Source organism: Neobacillus sp. MER 74 (assembly GCF_023714155.1).
In genome coordinates, this window is record NZ_JAMAUV010000003.1 from 25038 (window position 1) to 40693 (window position 15656).

Genomic DNA, 15656 nt, shown 5'->3' on the forward strand with positions numbered 1-15656 from the left:
AATGTTAATTAAAAGGCTGTGTTAAAGGTTAATGTTGATTTTGGAACTCTGTTGATTGGAGAGGAAGGCACGAAGACTCTTGCGGGAGTACGGGGCAGGGGAGACCCCACAGGAGCAAAGCGACGAGGAGGCTTCCCGCAACGCCCGCGGAAAGCGAAGTGCCTGGAACGGAAATCAACAGACAAGTTTAACACAGCCAATTAAAAAAGCTGCTTCAGATCATTAGACCTGAAGCAGCTCAATTAAAAGGGTGATAGGTTTTCCATTTTAATATTTTTCTCATTTACTATTTTTTGATACTTTCTACTAACAGATGACTGACTGATTCCTAGGGCCTTTGCTGCTTTTGTTGTGGTTTTGTATTGGTTCATTGCCATCACAATTAACTGCTCCTCGACATGGTCGATAGCCTCCTGTAACGGAATGACCCTTGTAAAGACTGGCTTCATCTTTTTATGTTCCAAGCCCGTGGATAAAAATTGGCTGACGAACTCTGCATCAATCGACGGATGTTCGGCCGTGACTACTAATCTTTCAATAATATTTTGAAGTTCCCTGACATTACCCGGCCACGGATAAAACTCTAGTACATTAATAGCATCAGGAGTTAGATGGTAGTTCCGATCATATCTCTCATTCAATTGCTGGAGGAAATGAAAGGCAAGCAGCGAAATATCCTCTGTCCTTTCCCTTAAGGGCGGGATGTGAATCGGTATGACATTCAAGCGATAAAATAAATCTTCACGGAATGTCCCTTCCTCAACCATTTTTTCTAATTTTTTGTTCGTAGCTGCAATAATCTGCACATTCACCTTAATGGGGGTAGTACTGCCAATTGGAATAACTTCCTGCTCCTGAAGAACTCGTAATAGCTTCACCTGCAAATGAATTGGCATCTCACCGATTTCGTCTAGAAACAAAATACCGCCATCTGCTTGTTTAAAGTAACCTTCTTTTCCATTTTTATCCGCACCGGTAAAAGATCCCTTCGAATATCCAAATAGTTCGCTTTCGAGTAAACTTTCCGGAATTGCCCCGCAATTTAATTTAAGAAAAGGCTTCGCCTGGCGTCTGCCTAATTGGTGGATCGCTTGAGCAATTACTTCTTTTCCAACCCCAGATTCTCCGTTCAAAAGGACGGTGGAGGAAAAATCAGCAATTTTCTTGGCCTGATTAATAACCTTCTCCATCTTCGGACTACAATAAATGAGCTTTTTCAAAAAACGGTCCTTACTCTTAAAATCATCCAATTCCTTCTTATATTGTTCTGATATCTTTTTCATTTCCTGCAATTCACTTTTTAGTCGGGTGGTTTCGGTAATATCACGAGATGCAATGATAATCCGGTCAAGTTCATTTTGATCATTGAAGACCGGATTTCCGACGGCAAGAATTTTTCTCCCCGTTTTGGTTTCTTGAACAACAGAGACCTTCTTTCCTTTCTCCAAAACAAGTCTTGTGACCGAAGGTGTAAACAGCCCCTGGTCTTCAAGTTCGAGAATATTCTTTCCAATCAGCTCTTTTAAATCAACTTTCCAGAAATCTTGGATAATGTTTTCACTAAACCTGATTAGCTCTCCTTTGTTATTCACCACGAGAATTTCATCATAGATACTAGACAAAATCGCATGCAGGTCCTTATTTAAATCTTTAATATACTCAATTTCCATAGCCATTTCTTCGACCATTGGCAAATCCTGGGCAACAATGATGATTCCATCGACTTCATTCTCATAGTTCAAGATAGGGCTATAATCGACGAGAATCCCCATTTCATTCTTGATAACCAAATGGTTAAGAAGCGTCTTACCGGTGGAAAATACCTGTTCAAGATGGGTGCGGCTAAAAATTTCTCCTGCTGGAAGATTCATAACCTTTTCTGCGGTCGAACGAATCATTTTTAAACCAGCTTCATTATAATTAATAATTCGCTTTTCTTTATCCAATACAAAAATGCCCATCGGAATCGAGGTCAGAATAATTTTAAGTAAGTCGACACTTTTATTTTCCTGTTTAAAAAGCTCAGCAAGAACATCTTCTCTGCTAATGTAACCAGCTGGATGACCATCCACATCTCTAATAATCGCAAAAGGTTCGCCAATAATTTGGAACAACGCAGGCAGAGAGATTTGTTCACTAAGATGGCAAATGCTCTCTAAAGATTTCGCTTGTTCAAGTAAGGATTCAATCGAGGCATGCTCTTTATTATTGTTTTCAAGCATGACATATGCAAATAAATGATTTTGTCTTTTTAAAAACAAAAAGGGTTCTTTAAGGTTATTAAAGGTTGATTGAAAAACTACTTCACTTTCATCCACGTCTACTGAAATAATTGGTTTCACTTTTTCTTTGGCAACAGAAAACATCGTTTACTTCCCCCTTAACACCTAATCTACCTAATACTATCATTTTCTTTGAAAAATATTAATTTAAATATGACACAAAAAAGAAGATGAGCGACCCATCTTCTTTTTCAAGCCATTAATCACTACCTGTGACAAATAAATCTTCCTTTATATACGCAAGAACCATCCCGGGAATAACATAATCTCCTTCCTGTACTTCGAGCGATTTTACTTCACCACTTAAACATGTCTGAACCGTTTCCTCCTTTCCTGATTCGGAAGTAAGGATAAATAGGGTTTCCCACTCATAAATTCTCGACTCACTCTTGATCCTAATCCTTTCCACCTTGCCAAAACATGGGCTTAGAACAACGCCATAATACATGGAATCTCTCTCCTTTTTCGTTTACTAATATTGCTCGTGAAAAGGTCCTGTCTGTAATACTTGACTAAAAAATTCCTGAAATTCTAGGATATCCTCCGCCTCGATTCCCAATCTTTCTGACCAATGATCGTCTGATGTAGTGTCTTCTTGACATAATAAAACCATGTTCCCTGACTGAATCGAAGTGACCATTGCTTTCCCAAAGAATTGCTCTGAATAGCCAATCATCAAATCGTAGCGGTGGTTATGTGAAATTAAACAAAAGTAATGTAATAGCTGCTGTTCTTTTTGTTCGGCCAATATATCCAGCTTCATTAAAAACTTCCTCCTTTTTCTGGTTCATTTTTTAATATTTCAACCAGCCACGAAGCCTGGAAGCCTCCGCTAGTTTTTGAATTCCTTCAATATAAGCAGCAATTTTCATATTTACACCAAATTTTTTAGAAGTATGGTAAACCTTTAAAAAGCTTTCTGTCATTTTCTCCTTGAGACGTTCATCAACTATCTCCTCGGTCCAGTAATAGCCTTGATTGTTCTGACACCATTCAAAATAAGAGACAATGACACCGCCGGAATTGGCGAGGATATCAGGGACAACAAGGATTTGCTGATCATCGAGAATTTTTAACGCTTCTTTTGTGGTAGGCCCATTGGCAGCTTCAATAATAATGCTGCAGTTAAGTTTACTGGAATTATACTTATTGATTACTCCTGAGATTGCAGCAGGAATAAGGATATCACATTCTTTTTCTAATAAATCTTGGTTAGTAATGGGGCTAGTAAAGCGATTAGAAACAATACCAAAGGAATCTCTATTTTCAAGTAGAAATGGTATATCTAGTCCGTTCTCATCATATACACCGCCAAGCATATCACCGATACCAATTACTTTTGCCCCAATCTCATATAAATACTGGGCAAGATAACTGCCGACATTTCCAAACCCTTGAATGATGACACGAGTATCTTTTAACTGCATTTTCTTTAATTCACAAACCATTTGCAGCGTATATAAAACACCTTTTGATGTTGCTGTTTCCCTTCCCTTAGATCCCCCGAGTGCAAGTGGCTTTCCGGTGATAAAACCAGGGGAGTCGAATTCACGGATATGGTCGTATTCATCGAGCATCCATGCCATAATTTGCGAGTTTGTATACATATCAGGTGCAGGAATATCCTTTGTGGGACCCACAAGTTGACTAACTGCCCTAACGTAGCCACGACTCAACCTTTCCAATTCATCTAAACTCATTTTACGAGGATCGCAGATGATTCCCCCTTTAGCACCGCCATAGGGAAGGTCGGTTATACCGCACTTTAAGCTCATCCATCCGGCCAATGCCTTTACCTCATCTGGCGTGATATCTGGATGAAAGCGGATACCTCCTTTAGTTGGACCAGAGGCATCATTATGCTGAGCACGGTACCCTTGGAATATTTCTGTCTGACCATTGTCCATTCGAACAGGGATGCTGACTTCTAAAAACCTCATTGGCTTCTTTAGAAATTCGAATACTTGGGGTGGGTAATTCAGGATATTCACTGCTTCTTTTAAAATTTCTTGAAACTCAACAAGGGAATTATCCTGTTCTATTCCTTTCATATTCTTTGAGTCTAGTGATTCGACTGCCATTCTAACACCTCATTTTTTATTGTTACTTAAGGTAAAAGCAAGTTTCGTGCCAACTTAGAAATAGCGGTTTGAATAGATAATCTAGTAAAAAAAGAAGAAGTCCTATGAAGAAATGAGTCAAGTATTCAATTCTGCATACAAAACTCTTTTGAACAATAAAAAGCCAAGCGATATCGCCTGGCTCAAGTTAATTTTTATAAGGTAGAGGTTTTCTCCGCATCATCGATATTTAAATCAGCTATTTTAATTTGGAAAAACTTTGTTTGGTAAAGCATATACACTACACCAATAACGATCCATACAATCCCGCCAATGAGCGCATCAAGTTGTAAGTTCGCCCACAAAATTCCTGTTAATCCTGCTCCAATGACCGGCATAATGAGATAGGAGAATATATCTTTCGCTGTTTTATATCTCTTCTGGCGAAAAATGAAATGAGCGATGACCGATAAGTTTACAAATGTAAAAGCAATTAATGCACCAAAATTTATAAATGAAGAAATAAGCTCTAAACTTGGAGCAATCGCAAGTAATGAGACTCCCCCAACCAAGATGACATTAAAAACCGGTGTCCGGAATTTGGGATGAACATACCCAAACACCTTTTTGGGCAAAACCCCATTTCTCCCCATAACGTACAAAAGTCTTGATACACTGGCATGGGAGGCAAGCCCAGAAGCTACAGTGGCTGCAAATGCACCGGAAAGGAAAACCAGTTTAAAAAGGGTTCCACCCACAAACAATCCGATTTCAGGTAGTGTGTCATCGGTTACCTTGAAGCCCGAAATATCTGGAAACAGCGCTTGGGCGAAATAGCTGCAGCTGAAGAAAATGGCGCCGCCAATAAAGACCGTTAACATAATCGCTCTCGGCATCGTTTTTTGATCGATAGCTTCCTCTGCGTACATAGTTACTGCATCAAAACCAATGAAGGAGAAACAAACTACCGTAGCTCCTGTCAAAATGGCTCCGAGGTGAATATCAGAATGGAAGAGAGGTGCTGCTGTGAAAATGGTTCCTTGTCCCATTCCTTTAGAGAGCTGAACAAAAGCAAGAACGATAAATGCCGCAATTAAAACCACTTCAAAAATGACAAGCAGGGAATTTAAACTAGATGTTTTCCCCATGCTCCAAGCGTTAATTGCCGTGACGATCGCAACATATGCGACAACCCAGATCCATGCTGGCACCTCTGGAAATACTGAAACCATATATATACGAATAATCAATGCATTAACCATAGGAAGCAATATATAATCAAGCAACGCTGCCCAGCCGACTATGAATCCAAGATGAGGACTGATGGTCTCTCGTGTATACGTATAAGCCGATCCCGCACTTGGAAACACCCGGACCATTTTCCCATAACTAATTGCCGTAAATGCCATAACTACTAGTGCTGTGAGGTATGCGAGTGGGACGACCCCATTCGTTTCTTCAGATACAATTCCAAATGTATCAAACACGATCGTTGGTGTCATATAGCCCAATCCAAGCATAACGATTGCCCAAAGCCCAAGTGAACGCTTAAGAGTAGTATTCTCCAATTTTACCATCTCTCCTTTTATATCCGGCTATATGTTTATTAGCAAGAATTTGTAAGCACTTTCATTTTGTTTTAGCAATGAAAAACTTAAATCACTAAAATAATTGTAGATCTACTCCTCCTTCCATTCTACCTACTAATCTCACTATTTAAAATAGTTGCAATTTTCATGCCAATCATCTTTCCTTTTAAATGTTATCTTTAATCAAAATTTTTATGAAAAAATGCATAACCTACTCAGGTTTGAATAGAAGGACGCATGTCTTGACCTTAATCGAGTCGATTAACCCGCAAAAATAAAATAAACGGAGATTTTCCGGTTAATTTCAGAATGGCGCTTGTTTTGTGGTAAATAAGGGAAGGTTTTCCGGTTATGCAAAGCAAAATCTCACATTTTTGAATTTTCCGAGTAAATAGGCGGAATCTCTCCGCTTATTTACGCCTTTTTTAATAATAATTACAAAATAAGCGGAATTTTTCCGTCTATTGATCCACTCGGTAGTCAAGCCCATTATTATGTGTAAATTCATTCCTATGAAAAACAATTCTAAGCAGCTTATTTATTTTTTGGTGTACTGGAAGGGGGGTACCCCCCTTCCAGTACACCAAAAATTCGCGCTTCGCGGTTGCTATTTCTTCTCTTCTTGGTCCCGAATTATTCTTCTTCCTACTTCCTCGGCATAGTCCATTAAAACTGCCCCAATTAATCGGAATGCGGATTGTGTATTAGGGAATATTCTAATTACCTTCTCTCTTCTCCGGACTTCCTCATTAATTCTTTCTAACGAGTTTGTACTTCGAATATGCTTATGGTATTTTGGTTTCTCATTTAGATGTTGAATGGCATCTTCGAAGCATTCTTCTAATATCTCTATAGCTTTTTCTAGTTTTGGATTAGCTCCAAATTGCTCAATGAACTCATTTTTATATCTTCTTGCCTCTTCAACTGTGGCTACCTCAAATATTCTTTTTAAACCCATTTTCTCTTCGTCCATGCCTTTTTTTGGCATATGCGTAATGATATTCTTTTTGAAATGCACCGTGCATCTTTGCCAGGAGGATCCAACAAACTCTGTACCAATGGCAGACTTTAACCCTTTGTGTGCGTCTGAAATAACTAACTTAGGTGATTGTAGTCCTCTTGACTTTAGGTACTGGAAAAATCGTTGCCAGGATTCAGTGCTCTCCCCGTGGTCTACTCTCAAACCTAGGATTTCACGTCTATTGTTTTGGTCAACGGCCGTTGCGATATAAACAGCTTTAGAAACGACACGATTATGTTCTCTTACTTTGATATACATGGCATCTGCGAAGATATAAGGGTAGTACATCGTATTCAGAGGTCGACTTGCCCATTTATTCACTACAGGATCTAGCTTTTCTGTAATCGTGGATACAAATGATTTAGACACCTTTTGCCCACAGAGTTGTTCAACGATTTTGGAAACTTTTCTTGTGGAGACCCCATTTACCACCATTTCAAGCATGGCTAATACGAGAGCTTGGTCACAACGAGCATATTGTTCAAACACAGTAGTCGAAAAGTCTCCACTACGAGTACGTGGTACTCGAAGAGTAATTTTTCCAATGCTAATTAATAAATCACGATCATAGTATCCGTTGCGGTAGTCACGTCGTAAATTAGAACGTTCATAGGATCCGGCTTGCAAGAACTCATCACGTTCTTTTTCCATAAAAGAATTCAATACCAAGACGATAGACGCTTTAATGACAGCATCTATATTAGAGTTCATAACAGAATCTTTTAAATCATCAATATTTAGGTTAAACTGTACTTGAGTCATAATTAATTCCTCCACATTGTTTTCGTCGCTGATAACATTGTTGACAATAGGAATTAATTTGACTCATTTTCTTTTTACACAATTATACGGACTCAACCCACTCGGGCGTTAACATGATCTCCCTGGCGTAATTGCGGACCCTTTTATTTTGTAGAAACCCTGATAAATAAAGAAAAGACGTATGCCAATTCATACGTCTTTTAATAAGAAAGCACCCGAAAGTAGAACCCTTACATATCCTAGAATCCACTTCTTTCATAAAAAATTATTCGTTTATGCTTCCTCCGCTTTATATTGGGGCGGCGCTATTCGGAATGCCTTTGTTAGAAAAAGTAAGTAAGTAAATCCAACAATAAACCAAAGTATTCCCATAATCAAAGAACTAACCTCTAGATTAATCCAAAGGATCCCAACCGCTCCCGCACCAATTAATGGCATGATAACGTAATCAAAAAAACCTCTAGGTGTCCTGTGCATCTTTTGACGAACGGCAAAGTGACTAATCACAGAAAGGTTGACAAACGTAAAAGCCATTAACGCACCGAAATTAATTAACGAAGTAGCTGTAACTAGATCGAAGAACCAGGCCGACAAGGAGATGACACCCACAAATACAACATTAATTGCAGGTGTCCGCCATTTTGGATGAACGTATCCAAACCATTTTTCCGGGAATACCTTGTCACGCCCCATTACATACAAGAGTCGCGAAACACTTGCATGTGATGCAAGGCCGGAGGCGAGTGTATTAACAAAGGTTGTACACAAGAAAATCGATTGGAAGAGCTTTCCACCTACGTATAAAGCAATTTCTGGAAGTGCGGCATCAGGTTCTTTAAATCTGGATATATCCGGAAAAAAGGATTGAATAAAAAACGATGTGGTAATAAAAATAACCCCTCCCCATAAAGCTGTAAGCAATATTGCTTTTGGGATCGTCTTTTGCGGATTGGGCGTTTCTTCAGACAATGTCGTAACAGCATCAAAACCCAGGAAAGAGAAGCAAAGAATCGTTGCACCGGTAACAAGGACTGGCAGGTTCATACCTTCAACAAAAAATGGATTTAAACTAAAAACAGTTCCTGTCCCCTCGCCTGAATGTAAACCTTTAATCACAAGGATAATAAAGACGACCATAATCAGTATTTGAACAAGAACAAATAATGTATTGAAATTTGCCAGGGCATTTACGCTTCGCAAGTTTAAGAAGGTCACAATTCCTACAAACACTAAAACCCAAATAAAATCTGGCACAGATGGAAACAATGCATTGAGGTACAGTTTTGTTAACAAAGCGTTGACCATTGGCAAAAACAAATAATCAAGCAGCGAAGACCATCCAACTAGAAAACCAAGATGTCTGTTCATCGCTTTTTGGGTATACGTGTAGGCAGAGCCTGCTTGAGGGAAGACCTTCACAAGCTTCCCATAACTTGACGCAGTAAACAGCATCCCGACCAATGCAATAATATAGGCTGTTGGTACATGCCCCTCGGTTATACCTGAAACAATTCCAAATGTGTCAAAAACCACCATAGGTGTCATATAAGCTAACCCCATGATTACGACCTGCCACAACTTTAACGATCTTTTCAGCTTTACGCCATTTTCCACCTATCATACCTCCCTTTTGATTAAAACGCTCTCATTAAGTAATAACCCTTTTGTCTTCTGAAAATTTTTTCTCCCCCTCACTTATTTGAAAATTCAAATATATCATTGCAAATTTCGTGCCACTCTATATTTTTTTTAAAATCTCTAAGGATGGGCTTAAATAGTCAAGCCAAAGTCTTTTTAATTATTCATCTATGCATAGAATATTCCCAATTAAATAGTTTTTCGCTTCATTCACAACGATTCCTGTCAATAATCATCTGGCACAATTCTTGCATTTTACAGTATATGAAAATAAGAAATGGGGGAATCTTATATGCACTATCCATTATCACCAGATGTTAAACCAGAATTTTGTACCACTGGTACCTTCATGAGGTTACCCTCCCACAGGGAAAATGCTAAATTGGCTATTGTCGGTGTTCCGTTTGATACGGCAGCCTCTTTTCGTGTTGGAGCACGGTTCGCACCACAGGCAATTCGTCAGGCGTCGATGACTCTATTCCCATATCATCCAATTCACAAGGTGTATCCTTTTGACGAATGTAATGCCATTGACATCGGTGATGTGTCTGTCATTCCGCATAACATCCATCGCAGTTATGAGGTCATTGAAAAAGCAATGATGGACCTGATGGAAAAAGGGATTATTCCAATTGGACTAGGGGGGGATCATTCGGTTACATTAGCCCATCTTCGGGCCGCAGTAAAAGTACACGGTCCTGTTGCCTTAATTCATTTTGATTCTCATACAGATACTTGGGACACCTATTATGAAGAAAAGTATTGGCATGGTTCACCATTCATCCGGGCATATGAAGAGAATCTCCTCATTCCTGATAAGGTTTTCCAAGTAGGAATTCGCGGAACCCTGAACCATCCAGGTGATATTGATGCCAGCACAGATTTAGGCTATCACGTGATTACAACCCCTGAGCTAAAACAACGAGGAATCGAGAATGTTATAAATGAAATGAAAGCAAAAATCGGTAATACCCCTTGTTTCTTTAGCTTTGATATTGATTTTGTTGATCCGTCATGCGCACCTGGGACGGGAACACTAGAAGTTGGTGGTTTAAATAGTTTTGAAACGTTGCAAATCATCCGATCTCTAACTGATTTTCACTTTATTGGTTTTGACTTAGTCGAGGTCTTGCCGCCATATGATCCGACTCAGATTACATCTTTACTGGCTGCCACCATCATCCACGAATTCGCTAGTCTCGTTGCATTAAAAATTAAACAAGGTTCGTAGGTCTATAAAAAAAGCAGTGATTCCATTTTTAGGAAATCACTGCTCTTTTGTTTATATTATTCAGTTAAAGAAATACTATAATTACACAATAAATTATTTTGCAAAACGATGATTACCAATGGTTACCGTTACTGGTCGAGAATAGACCCACTTACTTACGGCTGTTTTTGGATTATAGAAAAATAATGATCCGTTTCCTTGTCCTCTAAAGGCAAGTGCTTCATTTACAGCTCTTTTTGATGCAGCATCAGCTGTTTTGTTAATGGTGCCATTTTTTACAGGCGTGAAGGCATAGTACCCATTCGACTTTTCATAAATAACACCTTTTACGGTATTAGGGAAATCTGGGCTGGAAACACGGTTAAGGATTACCGTTGCAACAGCCACTTTCCCTGCATACGGCTCACCCACTGCCTCAGCACGAACTAGACGTGCCATTAAATCCTTTTCTGCTGCTGTAATGGAAGAATTCGGGATTACTAGATTAGATCCCGCATAAAGAAGATTACTAGTTTTGTTGTTTGCTTTTTTTAAATTATTAACTGTCACACCATATTTCGCGGCAATTTTCCAATAAGTTTCACCTGATTGTACCTTATGTGTCGTTGTTGCCGCTTCAGTCGTTCCATTTAAAGTAAATGCTGACATGGATAGGATAAGTCCGGTCGCAATTAGTAATTTTTTAAATTTATTCATATTTTATTCCCTCCAATATTTGTTCCGCGCTTGTCATACTAATAAGGCTAACAGTTGTTACAATCGGATTCATTACCCAAAAAGTGGTAAGGAATAATGGGATTAAATAGTGCCCAGCATGAAGGGATTTGTCTACTAAAAGGGATTATTTTCCATCAATATATAAATTCCATTAGATGGACGGCATGGAAAGGATAGGTCGAATTATTACAAATTGTTTCATGCTTGTAACAATAAAAAAGAGCGTAATACACTTAAAACCAATGATTCTTCACAAAATTGACAACAAATTCCTTAAATTCATACAGGATTGGACCTCCATCTTTGGTAATAATATAAGTAGAGTTAAAAAAGGAGGCTATTTATTATGGAAAATCAATTAGTAAACGTACTTAACAAACAGATTGCAAACTGGTCTGTACTGTATACGAAGTTACATAACTATCATTGGTATGTGAAAGGTGGACAATTTTTCACCTTACATGTCAAATTTGAAGAGTTTTATAATGAGGCTGGCATTCATGTCGATGAACTAGCCGAACGTTTGCTAGCAATCGGCGGAAAACCTGCTGCTACAATGAAAGAATACCTAGAAATCTCTTCAATTAAAGAAGCGTCAGGTAACGAATCTGCAGATGAAATGGTTGAATCAATTATCAAAGACTTCTCAATTATTATTGGTGAATTGAAAGAAGGCATGAGCTTTGCCGATGAGAATCATGATGAAACAACAGGAGATATGCTGCTCGCGATACATTCTGATCTTGAGAAACATGTTTGGATGCTAACGGCTTTCTTAGGCAGATCCATCTAAATTTTAACTAAGAGCCCACAGTTCAATCCACCATACTCACCAAAAAAGACGGCATCTGCCGTCTTTTTTCATGCATCTTATTCATTTCTAAACGAGAATGGTTTCCTTAGTCACTCCATTGATTACGTATAAAGGTGCTTCTCCGTTTAACACCTTTACAATGTTACTGGCTGCCATAATCGCCATAGCATCGCGTGCTTCATAAGTAGCATTCCCGATATGCGGAGTTAATACAACGTTTTTCAGCTTTTTCAAACCGTCACTAATTTCAGGTTCAAATTCAAATACATCAATTCCTGCTCCCTCAATCTGTTTCTCTGATAAGGCCTGGACCAGTGCCTCCTCGTCAACGATTGGGCCACGGGCGCAGTTAATTAAATAGGCAGTTGATTTCATCATTTCAAACTGCTTTGTACTGAACATGTGTTTTAATGTTGGATTATACGAACAGTTTATCGTAATAAAATCTGATTCTGCTACTAACTCATCAAAAGATACGTAGGTCGCGTTTAGGGCTTGTTCAATTTCTTGGCTTTTTCGATTTGGACCCGTATATAGAACCTTCATATCAAAGGCAGCTGCTCTTTTTGCAACCGCTTGGCCAATTTGACCAAATCCAATAATTCCGATAGTTTTCCCAGTTACTTCTCTTCCTAGAAAATAAAGAGGGGCCCACCCATTAAAACCAACCGTCCGACAGACATCATCCCCTTCAGCTACTCTCCTTGCTGAGGCAAGTAAAAGGGCAATAGTCAAGTCTGCTGTTGCAGCAGTAGACGCCATAGGAGTATTGGTAACCGGGACTCCTTTAGATGCCGCATATTCAAAGTCAATATTATTAAATCCAGCTCCATAATTTGCTATGATTTTTAGGTCAGGGGCTTGGTCAATTACCTCTTTTGTTACCGGGGTAGATAATAAACTGAGAAGAGCATCCTTATCTTTGATTCGCTCTTTTAATTCTGTATCAGATATCAATTTCTCTCCTGAAAATACTTCAACCTCGTGATGTTCTAACAACATCTCTAACCCCTTTTGCGGGATCTCACCTGCTACTAAAACTCTTGCCATAGCCTAACACCTCTCCTTAGAAAAATGACTTCCTTTTCCAATAATCCAAATAACTGTATATAATTATACTACAATAAAAAGTTCTATTAAATTATTTATTTATCAAAATTCTGCAAACGTTTTTTCTCAATAAATTAATTTCTTTTCTAGTAGTCAACGTTTGTCCATTTCAGCTCCTTCCCTTCTGACATACATTGTAATAACTCAGCAATGGAGGAGGTGATTACTATGGGACATGGAAATAACAGCAGCTTCGCTTTAATTGTTGTGTTGTTTATTTTATTAATCATTGTTGGCGCATCCTTTATGTACTAATTGATGCTTTGCTGACAACTGAAAAGAGCGGGAAACCTTTTGGTTTCACCGCTCTTTTTTATTGATCCCTATTTTCCTCTTTGCTGCGAGAGATAATGATTAAGCAGATTGTAATAACCATAAATGCAATCAAAGCTAATAACGGAATAGTAACAAAGCCAAGCCAGTTAATATAATCCTTGGAACAAGGCACTCCGGTTGTACACATTTCAAACTGCTGTAAATATGGTATTTTCTGTAATAAGGTATGGTATCCAGCGATTAGAAGACCGATGATAGACAACGGAAGCGCGTATTTATAGATACCTTGGTCATTCCGGTAAACTGCCGCTCCGAGGATGATCGCCAACGGGTACATAAATATCCTTTGATACCAACAGAGCGTACATGGTATGAAGTGCATCACCTCACTAAAGTAGAGACTGCCTAGCGTGGCAATGATGGCTGCTATCCAGGCGAGAAGTAAGGACTTATTCATGCTTATTCACCCTTTGCAGCTTTTTCAACCATGTCTTTTAAATCATCAATGGTTTGTCCTTCAAACTTTTCCCCATTAACGTAAAGGGTTGGGGTACCTGTAACACCTAATTTTTCAGCGTAATCCATATCTTTTTGCCAAGCATCATTGGATTTCTTAGCATCAAAGTTCTTTACAACCTTGTCAACATCGCTATCGCTAGCCACTTCTTTTAAGGTATTAGTCAAAAATTCTTCTGTAAAAACGTCCATTTTCTCATATTTGGTATCTTCGGGCTGTTTTTCGTAAAGGAGCTCATGGAATTTCCAAAACGTATCATTGCCAAGTTCCGCGAATACGGATTCCGCAAATTTTGCTGATCGTTCGGAATCAACGTTAATAAACGAATCATTCATAAAATAAAACTTTGCTTTACCGGTATCAACTAGTTCCTTCTGAATAATAGGTACAACATCCTTGCCAAAGTTTTTGCAATTAGGACATTTATAATCACCAAATTCAATAATTGAAACAGGCGCTGATTCCTTACCAATGTATGGCTGATTGCTATAATTAATTTTTGTGGATGTGGATTTATCTTGTTGTTTAGAGTGATTGCCTAGAAAAATGAAACCTAAAATAAAAACGGCAACCAATCCAATCATCCAAAAAGTAAAGGCAGATGATGATTTTGCTTCTTTTTTCTTATTTTTATTTTGATTTGCCATTGCTAATCTCCTTCTTAATTTAAACTTTACCTAGATAGTATAACTATTACTTATCCATCTGTATAATGCAAATAAAAGGTTTTCTTATGTATTAGACTTCTTACGATACTCTCGTGGAGCTTGGCCGGTATATCTTTTAAATTGCTTGTTAAAGGCACTTAATGACTGAAATCCGCTTGCAAAGGCGAGATCAATCATACTTTTATTTGTGGTCCGAAGTAAATCGCTTGCACTCTGTATCCGAAGCCGATTGAGAAACTCATTGGGAGTCAGGCCTGTCAACTGGCGGAACTCTTTAAAAAACATGGTTCTCCCTAATCCTACCTGCGATGATAGTTTTTCAATATCAAGAGGCAGATGATAATGATCAAGCATGTACCCCACGGCTTCAACAATTCCAGAAGGCGGCAGTTTGTTAACGTCCGTAGATTGAGATTCTTTTACATACTGATTCACCTGTAACAAAATATCAATCAAATGCATGAATTGATGAGTCACCCAGGCTTCCTTCCCCTGTTCCTGAGCTTCCACAGCTAAAGTCGCTGCTTTACTTATTGTTTTTGCAAAATTCGTGTTAGCAGGTATTAAGGGCTGAACACCTTTCGTGGTGTAGAAGGGCTTAATCAGCTGATTACCATCTGGAATTTTATGGACGGAAGAGGGTGTGAACAGAACTAGAATACATTCGAACGGTTGATCAGGTTTAGAAAAACTCCAATGAGGCTCGAAAGGACGGCACAAGAACACGTCTCCTGGCCTGCCAATGTAAGTATGATCATTAAACTGATATTTCAACTCATTTTTAAGCACAACCCCAATTTCTAAACAATCATGAATATGTAAATCATGCTCTTCATCTGACCCCCAGACTCGGCAAAATGCAAACGAGCGTTGTAATTGTAAATGTTCAACGTACATTTTTCACCCCTATACTATTTTAACAAATTTTCCTCTGTACAATTTGATTAGTTTTTATCCTAATTGGAGGAGAA

General features: G+C 38.6%; 16 protein-coding genes. 4 read left to right on the top strand and 12 right to left on the bottom strand.

All coding sequences use genetic code 11. From position 1 onward, the window contains the following. Positions 1 to 18 precede the first annotated feature (18 nt). Positions 19 to 204, top strand: a complete 186-nt coding sequence (locus M3610_RS06870) for a hypothetical protein (protein ID WP_251457674.1) — start codon at positions 19 to 21, stop codon at positions 202 to 204. 38 nt (positions 205 to 242) lie between these two features. Here M3610_RS06870 and M3610_RS06875 read toward each other — a convergent pair whose 3' ends face one another. The 7 genes from M3610_RS06875 to M3610_RS06905 form a co-directional block, all read right to left on the bottom strand. Continuing rightward, positions 243 to 2366 carry a sigma 54-interacting transcriptional regulator gene (locus M3610_RS06875; protein ID WP_251457676.1) on the bottom strand — a complete coding sequence of 708 codons (2124 nt, stop codon included), beginning with the start codon at positions 2364 to 2366 and terminating at the stop codon, positions 243 to 245. Positions 2367 to 2481: 115 nt separating this feature from the next. Further along, positions 2482 to 2730, bottom strand: coding sequence for a biotin/lipoyl attachment domain-containing protein (locus tag M3610_RS06880; protein ID WP_098572896.1), 249 nt, complete (start codon positions 2728 to 2730; stop codon positions 2482 to 2484). Positions 2731 to 2754: 24 nt separating this feature from the next. Next, positions 2755 to 3045 (bottom strand): SAV0927 family protein, encoded by a 291-nt coding sequence (locus tag M3610_RS06885; RefSeq protein ID WP_251457678.1) that lies wholly within the window; start codon positions 3043 to 3045, stop codon positions 2755 to 2757. A 31-nt stretch (positions 3046 to 3076) separates the two neighbouring features. After that, complete coding sequence (locus M3610_RS06890) at positions 3077 to 4363, bottom strand: Glu/Leu/Phe/Val family dehydrogenase (protein WP_285850986.1); 1287 nt, start codon at positions 4361 to 4363, stop codon at positions 3077 to 3079. A gap of 194 nt (positions 4364 to 4557) precedes the next feature. After that, a complete protein-coding gene (locus M3610_RS06895) occupies positions 4558 to 5919 on the bottom strand; it encodes an APC family permease (protein ID WP_251457680.1) in 1362 nt (453 codons plus the stop codon). Positions 5920 to 6538: 619 nt separating this feature from the next. After that, positions 6539 to 7714, bottom strand: a complete 1176-nt coding sequence (locus M3610_RS06900; RefSeq protein WP_251457682.1) for an IS256 family transposase — start codon at positions 7712 to 7714, stop codon at positions 6539 to 6541. 273 nt (positions 7715 to 7987) lie between these two features. Next, on the bottom strand, positions 7988 to 9328 hold the full coding sequence (locus M3610_RS06905; protein ID WP_311315813.1) for an APC family permease: 1341 nt from the start codon (positions 9326 to 9328) through the stop codon (positions 7988 to 7990). A 316-nt stretch (positions 9329 to 9644) separates the two neighbouring features. On the opposite strand from M3610_RS06905, the gene speB reads away from it, so the two are divergent. Continuing rightward, positions 9645 to 10583 carry an agmatinase gene (gene speB / locus M3610_RS06910; RefSeq protein ID WP_251457683.1) on the top strand — a complete coding sequence of 313 codons (939 nt, stop codon included), beginning with the start codon at positions 9645 to 9647 and terminating at the stop codon, positions 10581 to 10583. Between the two features lie 93 nt (positions 10584 to 10676). Here the strand turns inward: speB and M3610_RS06915 are convergent, their stop codons facing one another. Further along, positions 10677 to 11279 carry a cell wall hydrolase gene (locus M3610_RS06915; protein WP_098572892.1) on the bottom strand — a complete coding sequence of 201 codons (603 nt, stop codon included), beginning with the start codon at positions 11277 to 11279 and terminating at the stop codon, positions 10677 to 10679. A 367-nt stretch (positions 11280 to 11646) separates the two neighbouring features. On the opposite strand from M3610_RS06915, the gene M3610_RS06920 reads away from it, so the two are divergent. Then, positions 11647 to 12093, top strand: a complete 447-nt coding sequence (locus M3610_RS06920) for a Dps family protein (protein ID WP_251457684.1) — start codon at positions 11647 to 11649, stop codon at positions 12091 to 12093. 87 nt (positions 12094 to 12180) lie between these two features. Here M3610_RS06920 and M3610_RS06925 read toward each other — a convergent pair whose 3' ends face one another. Beyond that, positions 12181 to 13164 (bottom strand): 2-hydroxyacid dehydrogenase family protein, encoded by a 984-nt coding sequence (locus M3610_RS06925; RefSeq protein WP_251457685.1) that lies wholly within the window; start codon positions 13162 to 13164, stop codon positions 12181 to 12183. A 228-nt stretch (positions 13165 to 13392) separates the two neighbouring features. On the opposite strand from M3610_RS06925, the gene M3610_RS06930 reads away from it, so the two are divergent. Beyond that, positions 13393 to 13479 carry a YjcZ family sporulation protein gene (locus M3610_RS06930; RefSeq protein ID WP_311315819.1) on the top strand — a complete coding sequence of 29 codons (87 nt, stop codon included), beginning with the start codon at positions 13393 to 13395 and terminating at the stop codon, positions 13477 to 13479. A gap of 58 nt (positions 13480 to 13537) precedes the next feature. Here M3610_RS06930 and M3610_RS06935 read toward each other — a convergent pair whose 3' ends face one another. The 3 genes from M3610_RS06935 to M3610_RS06945 all read right to left on the bottom strand — a co-directional run bounded on the left by M3610_RS06935 (position 13538) and on the right by M3610_RS06945 (position 15582). Then, the gene (locus tag M3610_RS06935) at positions 13538 to 13957 is read right to left on the bottom strand and encodes a disulfide oxidoreductase (protein ID WP_251457686.1); all 420 of its coding nucleotides are present in this window, start codon (positions 13955 to 13957) and stop codon (positions 13538 to 13540) included. Positions 13958 to 13959: 2 nt separating this feature from the next. Continuing rightward, positions 13960 to 14664 (bottom strand): DsbA family protein, encoded by a 705-nt coding sequence (locus M3610_RS06940; protein ID WP_098572886.1) that lies wholly within the window; start codon positions 14662 to 14664, stop codon positions 13960 to 13962. Between the two features lie 84 nt (positions 14665 to 14748). Next, positions 14749 to 15582 carry an AraC family transcriptional regulator gene (locus M3610_RS06945; RefSeq protein WP_251457687.1) on the bottom strand — a complete coding sequence of 278 codons (834 nt, stop codon included), beginning with the start codon at positions 15580 to 15582 and terminating at the stop codon, positions 14749 to 14751. Between the last annotated feature and the right edge of the window lie 74 nt (positions 15583 to 15656).

What these genes read in the sequence shown, in the direction of transcription:
- M3610_RS06875 (WP_251457676.1), bottom strand. Translation starts at nt 2,366, where the DNA reads ATGTTTTCTGTTGCCAAAGAAAAAGTGAAACCAATTATTTCAGTAGAC.
- M3610_RS06880 (WP_098572896.1), bottom strand. Translation starts at nt 2,730, where the DNA reads ATGTATTATGGCGTTGTTCTAAGCCCATGTTTTGGCAAGGTGGAAAGG.
- M3610_RS06885 (WP_251457678.1), bottom strand. Translation starts at nt 3,045, where the DNA reads ATGAAGCTGGATATATTGGCCGAACAAAAAGAACAGCAGCTATTACAT.
- M3610_RS06890 (WP_285850986.1), bottom strand. Translation starts at nt 4,363, where the DNA reads ATGGCAGTCGAATCACTAGACTCAAAGAATATGAAAGGAATAGAACAG.
- M3610_RS06895 (WP_251457680.1), bottom strand. Translation starts at nt 5,919, where the DNA reads ATGGTAAAATTGGAGAATACTACTCTTAAGCGTTCACTTGGGCTTTGG.
- M3610_RS06900 (WP_251457682.1), bottom strand. Translation starts at nt 7,714, where the DNA reads ATGACTCAAGTACAGTTTAACCTAAATATTGATGATTTAAAAGATTCT.
- speB (WP_251457683.1), top strand. Translation starts at nt 9,645, where the DNA reads ATGCACTATCCATTATCACCAGATGTTAAACCAGAATTTTGTACCACT.
- M3610_RS06915 (WP_098572892.1), bottom strand. Translation starts at nt 11,279, where the DNA reads ATGAATAAATTTAAAAAATTACTAATTGCGACCGGACTTATCCTATCC.
- M3610_RS06920 (WP_251457684.1), top strand. Translation starts at nt 11,647, where the DNA reads ATGGAAAATCAATTAGTAAACGTACTTAACAAACAGATTGCAAACTGG.
- M3610_RS06925 (WP_251457685.1), bottom strand. Translation starts at nt 13,164, where the DNA reads ATGGCAAGAGTTTTAGTAGCAGGTGAGATCCCGCAAAAGGGGTTAGAG.
- M3610_RS06930 (WP_311315819.1), top strand. Translation starts at nt 13,393, where the DNA reads ATGGGACATGGAAATAACAGCAGCTTCGCTTTAATTGTTGTGTTGTTT.
- M3610_RS06935 (WP_251457686.1), bottom strand. Translation starts at nt 13,957, where the DNA reads ATGAATAAGTCCTTACTTCTCGCCTGGATAGCAGCCATCATTGCCACG.
- M3610_RS06940 (WP_098572886.1), bottom strand. Translation starts at nt 14,664, where the DNA reads ATGGCAAATCAAAATAAAAATAAGAAAAAAGAAGCAAAATCATCATCT.
- M3610_RS06945 (WP_251457687.1), bottom strand. Translation starts at nt 15,582, where the DNA reads ATGTACGTTGAACATTTACAATTACAACGCTCGTTTGCATTTTGCCGA.